The organism is Roseovarius azorensis, from assembly GCF_900109455.1.
GTDB classification, from domain to species: domain Bacteria; phylum Pseudomonadota; class Alphaproteobacteria; order Rhodobacterales; family Rhodobacteraceae; genus Roseovarius; species Roseovarius azorensis.
The window spans coordinates 25795-38489 of record NZ_FOAG01000009.1 but is presented as its reverse complement, the minus strand read 5'-3'; the positions used below and the strand labels follow the sequence as shown (position 1 = coordinate 38489).

Here is a 12695-nt window from a genome sequence, read left to right as displayed (position 1 = left end):
AAAACTTCTCCTGATCCGTGATACTTGGGGGGCCTCGTGCCCCCCCTTTCTTTGCCGGCGAGACGGTGGTTCCGCGCCCCCTTCACGCGGGCGTTCTTGCCTGTCTGAGTGCGCGCGCGACCAGCGCGGCAACCCCCGGCACACAGCCGATGGGATCGAGCCGCACGCCCTGAAATCCGGCCAGGTTCAGCGCATCCGGTATGTCGTCGATCACATGGCCGCCTTTGGCCGCAAAGAACGGCAGGCAGATGGATTTCTCGCCCAGATCAAACGCCTGATCGGCCAGGTAGGGCGGTTCCTCGACAAAGCCGACGCGCAGTTCGCGAAAGGGCAGAAGCCGCGCCAGCGCATCCGCAAAGGCGCGGGTGTCGCGGGCCGAATTGGGGCTGCGCCCCGACCCGTGCCCGGCAATGAAAAGCCGCGTCTCGCCGGCCTGCCAGCCCGCGCGCGCCAGCACGGCGCGCAGGTGATCTGCGGCCAGCACGGGCAGGTCGGGCGACACGCCCAGCGGGGCCAGAACCCGCGCGCCGGGCGTGGTCGAAACACGCCCCTTCAGGTTGTCGCCGGTGAACCAGCCCTGCGTCATGAAGAGCGGATAGATCAGCGGCGCAGGCCCCGCCGCCGTCAGTGCCGCATCCAGCGCCCCCTCGCGGGCGAGCGTCGCCGAGCCCACATGCCAGCCGGGCAGGGCATTCGCCACCATGGCCGCAAACTCCGCCAGATCAACCTCGGCCGGATCGGGATCCGAGGGCTGGCCGTGGCTGACGATGATGGCCGCGGCGCTGGTCTCTGAGGCTGTGGGATCGGGGGATCTGGTGGCGGACATTCTGCTTTCCTGTCGTTCTGGTATCGACGGTGTGGGGCCGGGACGCGCCGTAATGGGTTGGGACAGGGACTATATCCCTGCTTACCTCCAAGTAATAGGGCGCGTTCTCGTGACGTCGACGCAGGACTGCATGATTGTCGGCCGCGACCCCTGCCGCACAAGTTCTAAAACCGTTTTCCGGCAATGAGATATCAGGGGATCATGGCAGCCCGTAGGGGAATCGAACCCCTCTTTCCAGGTTGAAAACCTGGCGTCCTAACCGATAGACGAACGGGCCAGCTTTGGCGTGAGGCGTAACTAGGCAAAACGGGCGGGGGGCGCAAGAGGGATTTTGCAAAAACTTCGCCTGCGGCGCGGAAATCCGGCGGGCCGTTCGGCGGGTGTCCGGGTCAGGCCGGGGCGGCATCCTCGAGCCGCAGCTGCACCGATCTGCGCCCGCCCCAGATATTGATATCGAGCCGTCCGGCAAGGTGAAATCGCGCGCCGCCATGGGCCATCAGCGCGGGGCCGAGGGGGCTGTCGAATGCCCCGAATCCGATCGCGTCGAGGCTCGCCCCCATGCCATCGCCAAAGCGCAGCTTGAGGTGGCTCTCGCCCAGTTGTTTGGCAAAGCTGATCTGGCAGTCTGGAAACACGTATCGCGGGCCGGGTGCGCCTGCGCCAAAGGGGCCTGCCGCCTCGATCTGCTCGGCCAGTTCGAGGCTGGCGGCGCCGGGCATCAGCATCCCGTCGAGGCGCAGGTCGGCGGGGCCGCCGCGGCCCGCGCCCTGTCTGCCGAGCAGTTCCGAGAGGCGCGCCATGGCTGCATCCAGCCGGTCGCGTGCCACCGTGAGACCGGCGGCCATCCTGTGCCCGCCGCCCCTGATCAGCAGGCCTTCGGCGGCGAGGCGCTGAATGGCGGCGCCAAGGTCGATGCCCGAGACCGAACGGCCCGATCCCTTGCCTTCGTCGCCGTCCAGCCCGATCACGACGGCCGGGCGGTTGGTGGTCTCCTTGAGGCGGCTGGCGACGATCCCCACGACGCCCGGATGCCAGCCTTCGCCTGCGGCCCAGACCAGCGGCGCGTCGAGACCGCGCGCCTCGGCCTGCTCCATCGCGGCGGCGCGCACGGCGGCCTCTACCTCGCGTCGTTCGGTGTTGAGACGATCAAGCTCCTCGGCCATGGCGCGGGCCTCGGCGGGGTCGTTCGTGGCCAGAAGCCGTGCGCCAAGATCGGCCTTGCCGATCCTGCCGCCCGCATTGATGCGCGGACCGAGCAGAAAGCCGAGGTGATAGGTGGTCGGCGCGCTGTCCATGCGCGCCACATCCGCCAGTGCCACGAGACCGGGCCGCCCGCGTTCGGCCAGCACGCGCAGCCCCTGCCGCACAAAGGCCCGGTTGACGCCGATGAGGGGGGCCACATCCGCGACGGTGGCGAGCGCCACGAGATCGAGCAGATCCATCAGGTCGGGGCCCTGCCGCCCCGCGCTGCGCAGTTGACGCCCCGCCTCGACCAGCATCAGGAACACCACCGCTGCGGCACACAGATGGGCCAGATCGCCGCTCTCGTCCTGTCGGTTGGGATTGACCACGGCAAGGGCGGGTGGCAGGGTCTCGGCCCCCAGGTGGTGATCGAGGATGACCACATCGGCCCCCTCGACGGCAGCAATCGCATCGTGGCTGAGCGTGCCGCAGTCGACGCAGAGAATCAGGTCATGCGCCTTTGCCAGATCGCGCATGGCGGGCACGTTGGGGCCATAGCCCTCGTCGATGCGGTCAGGGACATACAATGTGGGCGCGGGCTGCCCCATCTGCCGCAGCCAGTCGATCAGCAGGGCGGCGGAAGTGCCGCCATCGACGTCGTAATCGGCAAAGATCGCGATCCGCTCGCGCCGCTCGACCGCGCGCAGGAACCGCGCGGCGGCGGCCTGCATGTCGCGCAGGCTGTGCGGGTCGGGCAGAAGGTCGCGCAGGGCGGGGGTCAGATAGGCCTCGGCCCCGTTTGCCGCCACACCCAGCCGTGCGAGCGTCTGACAGAGCGGCCGGGGCAGGGCGGTGGCCTGCGCCATCGCCTCGGCCTGCCGGTCGGTCTCCGCATCCGGGCCAGTCCAGCGCCGCCCGGAGAGCGAATGTTCAACGCCTAGAAAGGCCGTCACCAGCCGCATCCCCTCATTCATCTGGCTCCAAATACCTCGGGGGTGCGGGGGCAGAGCCCCCGCCTGTTGTCGCGTCGGTCACGCCATCGGCGTGCGATAGACCATCCGGCGCAGCGATCCGGTGCGCGAGCGCATCAGCAGGGTCTCGGTCTCGACATAGCCCGGTCGGCGATGGACGCCCCTGAGGATCGAGCCGTCAGTCACGCCGGTGGCGGCAAAGATCACATCCGCCGTAACCATTTCGTCGCGCGAATAGATCCGGTCGAAATCGGTGATCCCTGCCTTGGCGGCGCGGGCGCGTTCATCGTCGTTCCGGAACACGAGGCGGCCCCACATCTGCCCGCCCATGCATTTGAGCGCGGCCGAGGCGAGCACGCCCTCGGGGGCACCGCCGGTGCCCATATACATGTCGATGCCCGTGCGCTCGGATTCGGCGCAGTGGATCACGCCCGCGACGTCACCATCGGTGATCAGGAACACCGCCGCGCCGGTTTCGCGCAGTTCGGCGATCATTTCCTGATGGCGGGGGCGTTCCAGCACGCAGACGGTGATCTCGGACGGGCGACAGCCGCGTGCCGCTGCCAGCGCCTCGACCCGTTCACGGGGCGACATGGCAAGCGACACCACGTCCGGCGCGTAGCCCGGTCCAATCGCGAGCTTGTCCATATAGGTGTCGGGGGCGTGAAGCAGCGTGCCGCGCGGCGCCATGGCGATCACCGTCAGCGCGTTGGGCATGGCCTTGGCCGTCAGCGTCGTGCCCTCCAGAGGATCAAGCGCGATATCGACGCCCGGTCCGTCACCGGTGCCGACCTCTTCGCCGATATAGAGCATTGGCGCCTCGTCGCGTTCACCCTCGCCGATGACCACGACGCCCCGGATCGCCAGCATGTTGAGCTGATTGCGCATGGCGTTGACGGCAGCCTGGTCGGCGGCTTTCTCATCGCCGCGCCCGATCAGGTCGGCGCAGGCCAGGGCGGCCTGTTCGGCGACGCGGGCCAGCCCGAGCGATAGCAGGCGGTCATTGAAGGCAATGTCAGAAGTCATGGGATGGTCCTTGTTCATCTGCTCCGGACAGCATTAGCGCCCGTATCCCGCCCGGGCAAGGGCGGTGGTGCGGCCAAGGTTCAAACGGTTTCGATCCGCAGCGCGACGGGATGTCCGGCCAGCACATCCAGACGGCTGATGCCGGTGAGCGCGGTGTCGAGCGCGTCGCGGGTGGTCTTGTGGGTGACGATCAGCACGGGTGCGGTCGTCGCGTCATGTCGATACTGGCGCATCCGGTCGATGGAGATCCCGGCCTCGCCCAGCAGGGTTGCCACCTTGGCCAGAGCACCGGGTTTGTCGATGAGCGACATGCGCATGTAATAGGGCGCGGGCGTGGCGGTGCTGGCAGGTTTGCAGCGGCTGAGGCTGGTCGCGGGCTGACCAAAAGTCGAGAGACGCAAACCCCGCGCGATATCCATTACATCGCCCATCACGGCGCTTGCGGTGGGGCCCATGCCCGCGCCGGGGCCGCGCAGCACGATCTGTTCGACACTGTCGCCTTCGAGCACGACCATGTTGGTGCCGCCCTCCAGTTGCCCCAGCGGGCTGGTGTCCGGCACCAGGCAGGGCGACATGCGCTGCTCCAGCCCGCGTCCGGTCATTTGCGCCACGCCAAGCAGCTTGATCCGATAACCCATGTCGGCGGCGTGGCGGATATCCTCGATGGTCACGTTCTGGATGCCTTCGAGGGCTACCGCCCCGAAATCGACCTGACAGCCAAAGGCGATCGACGCCAGCAACGCCAGTTTGTGACCGGCGTCGATGCCGCCCACGTCAAGATTCGGATCGGCCTCCAGATAGCCCAGTTTGTCCGCCTCTTCGAACAATGCGTTATAGCCCTGGCCGGTCGCCTGCATGCGGGTCAGGATATAGTTGCAGGTGCCGTTCATCACCCCCATCACTCGGGTGATCTCGTTGCCCGCCAGCCCCTCGCTCAGGGCCTTGATGACAGGGATGCCACCCGCAACGGCAGCCTCGAAGCGGATCACGCACCCGGCCTTTTCGGCGGCGAGCGCCAGCGCCTGACCGTGATGCGCCAGCATCGCCTTGTTGGCGGTGACCACATCCTTGCCTGCGGCAATCGCAGCCTCGGTCGCGGCCTTGGCAGGGCCATCGGAGCCGCCCATGAGTTCGACGAACACATCCACATCCGTGCGGCGCGCCAGTGCCACCGGGTCATCCTCCCAAGCGTAATCGGCCAGGCTGACGCCGCGATCCTTGTCGCGCGTTCGCGCCGAGACGGCGGAAATCGTGACCGGACGGCCTGCGCGAACGGCCAGAAGGTCTGCCTTCTGCCGGATGATCCTGACGACGCCGGTGCCGACCGTGCCCAATCCGGCAATGCCAAGACGCAGGGGTGAGTTCATGGGGCGCTCCGATCGTCACTGTGCAAAGGTTGAGGCGCGATGTAACGGGTTCAGAAGGGGCATGCAACGCGGCTCGGGTGGAAATGGCGTTGCTTTTCAGCTGTCGATGCCGGTTTGCATGCGGCGGCGGGTGTCTTCGTCGATGACATCGCCCCTGAGCCGGTCCGCCCGCGACCGCAACGCCTCGGCCCGGAGGTCGAGGTCCTCGCCGGTCTGGGGCGTGATCGTTTTGGGCGGGATCCCGCTGGTGATATCCTCGACCGGAATGAGATCGGGATAGGTGGCGTTGCGATCTTGTTCAGCGATCTGGGCGTCGAGTTCGGGAAACTGGGTGCAGCCCGCCATCAGCCCCAGAGCAACGACAGCCAGAGCTAGGGGGTAGGGGCGCGGCATTGCGGATCGGTCCTTGTGCAGGCAGGTCTGGCGCTGTCTTGCCACTCTTTGAGGGCAAAGAGCAAGCAGGGGCTTTGATTTGAACGTGTGTTCAGTTAAATCATGTGCATGGCAAGAACCCAAGGCTCTCATTCCGATATCACCGGCCCGCGCGTGCGCGAGGCGGCGCTTGCGCTTTTCGCACGGCATGGTTTCGCCGCAGTGTCGATGCGCCAGATCGCAAGCGCCGTGGGGGTGCAGGCGGGCGCTCTCTATAACTACACACCGGACAAGCAGACGCTGCTCTACGATCTGATGCGCACGCATATGGAGGATTTGCTGGCCGCATGGGATTCACAGACCCCCACCGGCGGCGCGCTTGGGGCGCTGGAGACGTTCACACGGTTTCATATCCGGTTCAACACCCGACGGGCGGATGCGGTCTTTGTCTCCTACATGGAGTTGCGCAATCTCAGCCCCGAGAATTTCGAGGTGATCGAAGGCTTGCGGCGGGATTACGAGACGCGGCTGGAGACGATCCTGCGACAGGGCGCGCGCGAGGGGGTCTTTGCCGTATCTGAGCCACGCATCGCCAGCATGGCGGTGATCGCGATGCTGACAGGGGTGAATACCTGGTTCCGCGAGCAGGGGCGGCTCAGCCTGGCGGAGGTCGAGGCGATCTATTGGGAAATGGTGCGCAAGTCGGTGGCGGCCTGATTCCCCGGACCATTCGCGACTGATCCGGGGAGGGGTGCCTACTGCGCGGGCCTGATGAACGTGCCGTTGCGCAGATCGGCCATGGCCTGACGCAGTTCGTCCTGCGTGTTCATCACGATGGGGCCGTGCCATGCGACAGGTTCCTCGATCGGCGCGCCGGAAATCAGCAGAAAGCGGATGCCGTCGGGGCCAGCCTGCACCGTTACTTCGTCGCCGGTGCCAAAGCGGATCAGCGTTCTGTTGCCGGACATGTCGCGGATATTGACCTCTTGTCCGGCGATCTCTTTCTCGAGCAGCACGCCTGTGGGTCGAGAGGCGTAGGCAAAGGCACCCGCCCCCTCGAACACATAGGCAAAGCTGCGCCGGTAGGTATCTATTTTAAACGTCTTACTGACGCCCGGCGGCACCGAGATGTCGAGATATTGCGGATCGGCGGCGATTCCGTCGACCGGCCCGCGCCTGCCCCAGAAACTGCCCACGATGACCCGGACGCGCGTGCCGTCATCATCGGTGATTTCCGGGATGTCGGGCGCCTTCACGTCCTGATAGCGCGGTGCGGTCATCTTGAGCGCTGCGGGCAGGTTGGCCCAGAGCTGAAACCCGTGCATCTGGCCCTGCAGGTTGCCGCGTGGCATTTCCTGGTGCAATATGCCTGACCCGGCAGTCATCCACTGCACGTCGCCCGCTCCCAGACGACCGCTGTTGCCCAGGCTGTCGCCGTGATCCACCTCTCCGGCGAGGACATAGGTGATGGTCTCTATGCCGCGATGCGGATGCCAGGGAAAGCCCTGCGTATAGCGCGCCGGGTCGTCGTTGCGGAAATCGTCGAAGAGCAGGAACGGATCAAGCTCCGATGGGTCGTGAAAGCCGAAGGCGCGGTGCAGATGCACACCGGCCCCTTCGATGGCCGGCTGCGCCCTGCGGGTTTCGAGTACGGGTCTGATTGACATGATCGTCTCCCTTCGCAGCATATATAGGCGCTGGCCGGGCGCAGAAAATGCCCCGGCCTGTTCAATTGCGAAGGGCGGCTGTGCGCTTTTGACTTCGTTCTCGCCAAGCGCGCGCAACCGGGTTAAAGCCGAACCAAAGGGAGAGACGGCATGCGGGATGGAGAAGTGCTGATGGTGCTGCGCGCCTCGACGGGGCGGCGGCTGTTGGGCGTGGGGGCGCTGGCGGGGCTGGGGCTGATGCTGGTCTATCTGGCGCTGGTGCAGTTGCCACCGGCGGGCTGGTTGTTCTTCATGCTGGGTACGGGTGCGCTGTTGCTCTGGCTGGCGAAACGGATGTGGCGTGCAACAGGCGGACAGCTTGAATTGACGCGCGAGGGCCTGCGCAGCAGCGACGGAACGATGATTGCCCCGCTTGCCGATGTGGCGGCGATCGAGCGCGGGGTGTTCGCTTTCAAACCGTCGAACGGGTTTCTGATCCGGCTGCATGGCAAAGCCCCGAAGGCGTGGCAGCCGGGGCTCTGGTGGCGGCTCGGGCGGCGGGTCGGCGTGGGCGGTGTCACCGCAAGTTCCCAAGCCAAGGTGATGGCGGAACTTATGTCGGAGCTGGCCACTGCGCGCGCGGCGGACGGGCAGCGAAAATGACGGGCGTTGCCTAGCTGCAGGTGGTCTCGAAACACAGTTGCGGCGCGAAGCGCAGATTCATGAACTGGCTGGTTTCCACCCGAATACTGTTTTCCAGACCGACATTGAAGGCTGGGTTGTAGGTCGAGAGGGAACTGACCAGCACGATCTGCTGACCGTCGATCATTTTCGGAAGCGGAATACCGCCGGAGCGCACTTCGGCGTCGGACAGGGCGGCCAGTGCGCCCGTGCCGCGAACGCGTGACCAGACCACGCTGTATTGGTTTTCATCTTCGTCATAGACCACGACGGTCACGCGAATCTGAACAGGACTATCGTCATTGGTCATGGAATTGAACAGGTCGTGGGCACCATCCATGTAGCTGTCGGTTACCGGCGCCTGCTCGCGCGAGAACATGTCGGCCACGGTGTAGGTGGCCTTTTCCCGAACCGCCTTGTGGCGATGGATCTCGAAAAAATCATAAGTCGCCGCCAGAGCCCAGATCAGCAACGGCATGGTGATCACCATCTCGACGGTTACAACGCCGCCGGTATCCTCACGGAACCGCGAGAGCCGAGATTTGAGGCGAGACATGAACATCTCAGGTCGGCTCCTGCACAAAGGCCGTGGTTGACACGATCGCAGCCTGACCGCTGACATCCTTGGTCAGCGCCGAGCCGAGTATGCCCTCCGGAAACAGGGGGTCATATTTCAGGCAGGCGCGCAGTACCATCAACTGGTTCTGCTGGCCGGGAGTGAACTCGCGCACCGGCTTGCTTTCCTCGGAGCGGTCGGTGCAGTCCACGGTGGCATCCAGCGCGGTGAAGACCCTGATATCGGCTGGGCGCATCTCGAGGCGCAGGTTGCTCTCGCAACTCGAGATCATCACGGCATTCTCGCACACGAGCACCTTGATCTGGTCATGCGACGGCGCGCTGCCGGTACCAAGCCTCACTTCGCGCACGGCCATGTCGAGGCCGCGCTCCAGCAGAGTGTGCCGCAAGGTGACCATACCCAGTTCGACCGACAGCGCCATCAGGCCCAGATAGAGCGGGAAGACCAGCACAAACTCGACCGTCGGACTGCCGGACTCGTCCCGCCTGAACCGCGCGAGGCGGCTTTTCAGGAGGCGGATCATTGGGTCAACCGCAGCTGTTTCACGTTCCCGGCAATTGCGCTGAACGCATTGTTGATGTTGGCGCCGTCAGCCCGGTAGTAATGAGCCGGTGACGAGGCGCATTTGCGCAACTCGGTGTCTGCGGTGCCGCCTTCGGGCACTTCGAAGCCGATCGAGTAGACAACAACACCCTCGGTTTTTGTCGCGCTGCAGACGCTCTGCATCAGCGTGTTCTTCTTGGCACCGTCGACGTATTCCGACCCCATGTAATCGTTCCATGGCCGCCAGTCGCCGGTGATGTTGCCGTAGTAGTTCGGCGACATCAGACCCCATGCGATTTCCCAGTTGAGCTGCGTCTTGGAGATGAACCCCTCAATCGAAGTATCGAGATTGCCAAATTCACTGCTCGTAATCCATTTTTCTTCCGAAATGCTCCAGTAGCTTCCGGTCAGCGGATTGCGCAGGTAATAGACGGATTCCGCCTCGCCATTTGTCTCGTATACGCATTCCCAACGCGGCTTATTGCATTGCGACTCGCCGTCGGATCCGTATTTCCTGCGATCCACGTTGTAGATGTCGTAGGCGTATTTGAACACGCGATCCTGAAACACGATCTCGTGCAGATCCGAGAATTTGCCACGGTATTTCGGATTGCTCCTGTCAAAGAAATAGGAGGTGGTATTCTCGCCATCCCCCATGAAGATGATCGCCTTCAACGTATCGGGCGAACCATAGTCCTCGGGGACGTGCGACAGGGAAGAACTTAGCGCACCCACGGAAATCATCGACGCGGTCACCTGCCGGAATGTCGGGTCGAGCAGCGCCGCGCCCCAGTTCATGCCCTCGTTGCCGGAGGTGTTGCCATCCGGTTGCAGCGCGTCGATCTTGGCGTGCAGGTCTGTGATGCTGGTGGAGTAGGGCAGGATGCGCATATACTCATCGTTGTAGCACGACCGCCAGCTGCGGTTGAGGTCATCGAAGTTGCCGTAAGCCGATGTATAGACCATCTGGTTCACCGGAATGCCGCTACTTTGTGCCGATGCACCGCTGGTCAACTCCGAATGCGTGTAATCGTTGTCCTTGAACTCCAGGCATGTCGAGTATTTGTGCCTTTCGTCCACCGCGAGAGCATTGTACATAGCCTCGGTCGGGGACACTGAAAAGCTGAACGGCACGATGGACATGACCGCATTGCCGGTCTCGGACGAGTTCATGATCGTCGTCACAAAATCCTTTGCTGCGGCTTGCAGGTTCTGCATCTTCGAGTTTTGGGCCATCGAGCCGGAAACGTCGAGCACCAGAATGGCCTCGAGCTTGGGAATGTTGACTTCGGCTGTCGAGGTTCCGGCGGCGGTCAGCGTCTCCACACCTGAAAGTTTCATCAGGTAGGTGTCAACCGTCTTGCTGGCACTGGCCGTCACCTTTGCGGACGTGAGCGAAGAAGAGATATCATCGTCCGCCTCGTCGTGCAGATAACTGGCCATGCCGGCCTTGTCGAAATAATCCTCGACGATATTGCGCGCTTCGACGCTGTTGCGGGCTGCCGCGCCCGCCAGCACCGCGCGGTCCAGTGCGGCCTGAATGCGTGTGCGTTCCATCTCGTGACGCATCGTGTCTATGCCCAGACCGGCCACGGTGAGAAAGAGTACGGTCATGAAGAGGGTCAGCGGCAGAATGCCCCCGCCGTCTTCGCCGGCAAATGTCTTCACCGGCGCGGGGAAGCGCTCGTAGCGTATAGCGCCGGAAAGTTTCTGAAAGGCGACGGGCCACTTACCGTGAGTTTGAGCCGAATTCATTTCGTTACCTCATCAACACATACTGTCCGTCGCAGAACGGACTCTATCACGCTGATAAATTCATGAATTCTGTGGCAGAATTATGGCGAGGTGTCAGCAAAACACGGAGAAAAAGGGGACGCCCCGGAACATTCCAGGCAACCGTCCGCCAATGTTTCCCTGCTTGGCACAATCTGCACCCGAACGCCCCGTTTCCGAGAGACGGATCAAGGACGCAGGCGGCTGGGTCTGGACAAAGCGGCCACAAGCCTTAACGATGATTTCATTATCCGGGCCTATTCGGACAGACATGATAATGACGGGGAGAGAGGTCATGACAGCCACCAAGGAGCCAAGTTTTCGCGAGAGTGTGGATCTGATGTTCAACCGCGCCGCCGCACTGATGGAGCTGTCGCCGGGGCTGGAAGAAAAGATCCGCGTCTGCAATGCCACCTATACCGTGCGGTTTGGCGTGCGGCTACGCGGGCAGATCCATACCTTTACCGGCTATCGCAGCGTTCATTCCGAACATATGGAGCCGGTCAAGGGCGGCATACGCTATTCGCTCGCCGTCAATCAGGACGAGGTCGAGGCCCTGGCGGCGCTGATGACCTACAAATGCGCGCTGGTCGATGCGCCGTTCGGCGGATCAAAGGGCGGGCTATGCGTGGACCCGCGCGCCTGGGAAGAGCACGAGCTGGAACAGATCACGCGGCGCTTTGCCTATGAGTTGATCAAGCGCGATCTGATCCATCCGGCGCAGAACGTGCCGGCACCCGACATGGGGACCGGCGAGCGCGAAATGGCCTGGATTGCCGATCAGTACAAACGCATGGCCACCACCGATATCAACTACCGGGCCTGCGTGACGGGCAAGCCGATCAACGGCGGCGGCATCCAGGGCCGGGTCGAGGCGACCGGACGCGGCGTACAATATGCGCTGCACGAGTTCTTTCGCCACCCGGAGGATGTCAGGGCCGCCGGGCTGAGCGGCACGCTGGAGGGCAAGCGCGTCATCGTGCAGGGGCTGGGCAACGTCGGCTATCACGCCGCCAAGTTCCTGCAGGAAGAGGATGGCGCGATCATCACCGGGATCATAGAACGCGACGGGGCGCTGTTCAACGACAAGGGGCTGAATGTCGAATCAGTGCGCGACTGGATGGTGAAACATGACGGCATCAAGGGTTATCCCGACGCCACCCACCATGCCAAGGGCGCGGATGTGCTCGAGGCAAGCTGCGACATCCTTGTCCCGGCGGCGATGGAGGGGGTGATCAACCTATCGAACGCCAAGCGGATCAAGGCGCCGCTGATCATTGAGGCCGCGAACGGGCCTGTGACGGCGGGTGCCGACGATATCCTGCGCAACAAGGGAACCGTGATCATCCCGGACATGTATGCCAACGCCGGCGGTGTGACCGTGTCCTATTTCGAGTGGGTCAAGAACCTCAGCCATATCCGGTTCGGCCGGATCGGGCGGCGTCAGGAAGAGGCGCGGCATCATCTGATCGTGACCGAACTGGAACGCCTCAACCGCGGCATCGGCGACGCATGGGAGCTGTCACCGGGGTTCAAGCAGAAATACCTGCGCGGCGCGGGCGAACTGGAACTGGTGCGTTCGGGACTGGATGACACCATGCGCTCGGCCTATCAGTCGATGCGCGAGGTCTGGCACAGCCGTCAGGATGTGACCGATCTGCGCACCGCAGCCTATCTGGTCTCGATCGCCAAGGTGGCAGCAAGTTACCGCGCCATGGGGTTGTGAGGCAC

Annotated in this window: 12 protein-coding genes and 1 tRNA gene; 3 read left to right on the top strand and 10 right to left on the bottom strand. The window is 63.8% G+C overall.

Annotation, left to right across the window (positions count from 1 at the left end):
- Positions 1-82: 82 nt before the first annotated feature.
- The 6 genes from BSG08_RS13650 to BSG08_RS13625 form a co-directional block, all read right to left on the bottom strand.
- Positions 83-826, bottom strand: coding sequence for a CbiX/SirB N-terminal domain-containing protein (locus tag BSG08_RS13650; RefSeq protein WP_093037993.1), 744 nt, complete (start codon positions 824-826; stop codon positions 83-85).
- A gap of 202 nt (positions 827-1028) precedes the next feature.
- Positions 1029-1103 (bottom strand) — tRNA-Glu (locus tag BSG08_RS13645).
- A 112-nt stretch (positions 1104-1215) separates the two neighbouring features.
- Positions 1216-2970 carry a single-stranded-DNA-specific exonuclease RecJ gene (gene recJ, locus BSG08_RS13640; protein ID WP_093037990.1) on the bottom strand — a complete coding sequence of 585 codons (1755 nt, stop codon included), beginning with the start codon at positions 2968-2970 and terminating at the stop codon, positions 1216-1218.
- 69 nt (positions 2971-3039) lie between these two features.
- Positions 3040-4005: a class II fructose-bisphosphatase gene (glpX, locus tag BSG08_RS13635; protein ID WP_093038252.1), complete on the bottom strand. Its 966-nt coding sequence runs from the start codon at positions 4003-4005 to the stop codon at positions 3040-3042.
- Between the two features lie 80 nt (positions 4006-4085).
- Positions 4086-5372: a homoserine dehydrogenase gene (locus BSG08_RS13630; RefSeq protein ID WP_093037987.1), complete on the bottom strand. Its 1287-nt coding sequence runs from the start codon at positions 5370-5372 to the stop codon at positions 4086-4088.
- Positions 5373-5468: 96 nt separating this feature from the next.
- The gene (locus BSG08_RS13625) at positions 5469-5765 is read right to left on the bottom strand and encodes a hypothetical protein (protein WP_093037984.1); all 297 of its coding nucleotides are present in this window, start codon (positions 5763-5765) and stop codon (positions 5469-5471) included.
- A 108-nt stretch (positions 5766-5873) separates the two neighbouring features.
- Here BSG08_RS13625 and BSG08_RS13620 point away from each other — a divergent pair, with 108 nt between their 5' ends.
- On the top strand, positions 5874-6461 hold the full coding sequence (locus BSG08_RS13620) for a TetR/AcrR family transcriptional regulator (protein WP_093037981.1): 588 nt from the start codon (positions 5874-5876) through the stop codon (positions 6459-6461).
- Positions 6462-6499: 38 nt separating this feature from the next.
- On the opposite strand, the gene BSG08_RS13615 is transcribed toward BSG08_RS13620, so the two are convergent.
- Positions 6500-7411 carry a pirin family protein gene (locus BSG08_RS13615; RefSeq protein WP_093038249.1) on the bottom strand — a complete coding sequence of 304 codons (912 nt, stop codon included), beginning with the start codon at positions 7409-7411 and terminating at the stop codon, positions 6500-6502.
- A gap of 150 nt (positions 7412-7561) precedes the next feature.
- Between BSG08_RS13615 and BSG08_RS13610 the strand changes: the two genes are divergently transcribed.
- Entirely contained in the window at positions 7562-8053 is a 492-nt protein-coding gene (locus BSG08_RS13610) for a hypothetical protein (protein ID WP_093037977.1), read from the top strand.
- 10 nt (positions 8054-8063) lie between these two features.
- Here the strand turns inward: BSG08_RS13610 and BSG08_RS13605 are convergent, their stop codons facing one another.
- Genes BSG08_RS13605 through BSG08_RS13595 form a run of 3 tightly spaced genes read right to left on the bottom strand, consistent with a single transcriptional unit; the run spans position 8064 to position 10946 of the window.
- Positions 8064-8627 carry a TadE/TadG family type IV pilus assembly protein gene (locus tag BSG08_RS13605; RefSeq protein ID WP_139274575.1) on the bottom strand — a complete coding sequence of 188 codons (564 nt, stop codon included), beginning with the start codon at positions 8625-8627 and terminating at the stop codon, positions 8064-8066.
- A gap of 7 nt (positions 8628-8634) precedes the next feature.
- The gene (locus BSG08_RS13600; RefSeq protein ID WP_093037972.1) at positions 8635-9171 is read right to left on the bottom strand and encodes a TadE/TadG family type IV pilus assembly protein; all 537 of its coding nucleotides are present in this window, start codon (positions 9169-9171) and stop codon (positions 8635-8637) included.
- A complete protein-coding gene (locus BSG08_RS13595; RefSeq protein WP_093037969.1) occupies positions 9168-10946 on the bottom strand; it encodes a pilus assembly protein TadG-related protein in 1779 nt (592 codons plus the stop codon). Before BSG08_RS13595 ends, BSG08_RS13600 begins: the two co-directional genes overlap by 4 nt.
- A 313-nt stretch (positions 10947-11259) precedes the next feature.
- On the opposite strand from BSG08_RS13595, the gene BSG08_RS13590 reads away from it, so the two are divergent.
- A complete protein-coding gene (locus BSG08_RS13590; RefSeq protein ID WP_093037966.1) occupies positions 11260-12690 on the top strand; it encodes a Glu/Leu/Phe/Val family dehydrogenase in 1431 nt (476 codons plus the stop codon).
- The last annotated feature ends 5 nt before the right edge of the window (positions 12691-12695 follow it).

Bases quoted from the DNA above. Each gene is read 5' to 3' on its own strand.
- BSG08_RS13650 (WP_093037993.1), bottom strand. From the start codon at position 826: ATGTCCGCCACCAGATCCCCCGATCCCACAGCCTCAGAGACCAGCGCC.
- recJ (WP_093037990.1), bottom strand. From the start codon at position 2,970: ATGCGGCTGGTGACGGCCTTTCTAGGCGTTGAACATTCGCTCTCCGGG.
- glpX (WP_093038252.1), bottom strand. From the start codon at position 4,005: ATGACTTCTGACATTGCCTTCAATGACCGCCTGCTATCGCTCGGGCTG.
- BSG08_RS13630 (WP_093037987.1), bottom strand. From the start codon at position 5,372: ATGAACTCACCCCTGCGTCTTGGCATTGCCGGATTGGGCACGGTCGGC.
- BSG08_RS13625 (WP_093037984.1), bottom strand. From the start codon at position 5,765: ATGCCGCGCCCCTACCCCCTAGCTCTGGCTGTCGTTGCTCTGGGGCTG.
- BSG08_RS13620 (WP_093037981.1), top strand. From the start codon at position 5,874: ATGGCAAGAACCCAAGGCTCTCATTCCGATATCACCGGCCCGCGCGTG.
- BSG08_RS13615 (WP_093038249.1), bottom strand. From the start codon at position 7,411: ATGTCAATCAGACCCGTACTCGAAACCCGCAGGGCGCAGCCGGCCATC.
- BSG08_RS13610 (WP_093037977.1), top strand. From the start codon at position 7,562: ATGCGGGATGGAGAAGTGCTGATGGTGCTGCGCGCCTCGACGGGGCGG.
- BSG08_RS13605 (WP_139274575.1), bottom strand. From the start codon at position 8,627: ATGTCTCGCCTCAAATCTCGGCTCTCGCGGTTCCGTGAGGATACCGGC.
- BSG08_RS13600 (WP_093037972.1), bottom strand. From the start codon at position 9,171: ATGATCCGCCTCCTGAAAAGCCGCCTCGCGCGGTTCAGGCGGGACGAG.
- BSG08_RS13595 (WP_093037969.1), bottom strand. From the start codon at position 10,946: ATGAATTCGGCTCAAACTCACGGTAAGTGGCCCGTCGCCTTTCAGAAA.
- BSG08_RS13590 (WP_093037966.1), top strand. From the start codon at position 11,260: ATGACAGCCACCAAGGAGCCAAGTTTTCGCGAGAGTGTGGATCTGATG.